Consider the following 353-nt stretch of genomic DNA (forward strand, 5'->3'; position numbering starts at 1 on the left):
AAGTCGTAACAAGGTAGCCGTAGGGGAACCTGCGGCTGGATCACCTCCTTAATCGACGACATCAGCTGCTCCATAAGTTCCCACACGAATTGCTTGATTCATTGTAGAAGACGATAACTGCAGAGTTGCTCTGTGGTTTTTCTGTCGTAAAGCTTAGAAATGAGCATTCCATCAAATGATGGTGAATGTTGATTTCTGATCTTTTGATTAGATCGTTCTTTAAAAATTTGGGTATGTGATAGAAAGATAGACTGAATAACACTTTCACTGGTGTTTATTCAGGCTAAGGTAAAATTTGTGATTCTCTTAATTGAGTGTGCGAATTTTCGGCGAATGTTGTCTTCATAGTATAA

1 rRNA gene is annotated in these 353 nt (G+C 38.8%); it reads left to right on the plus strand.

What is annotated here, in order from left to right:
• Positions 1–51, plus strand: a 16S ribosomal RNA gene (locus tag GHO25_RS26375); the annotation flags it as partial.
• Positions 52–353: the final 302 nt, after the last annotated feature.

The organism is Pseudomonas sp. FSL R10-1350 (assembly GCF_009600525.1).
Classification (GTDB): Bacteria; Pseudomonadota; Gammaproteobacteria; order Pseudomonadales; family Pseudomonadaceae; genus Aquipseudomonas; species Aquipseudomonas helleri.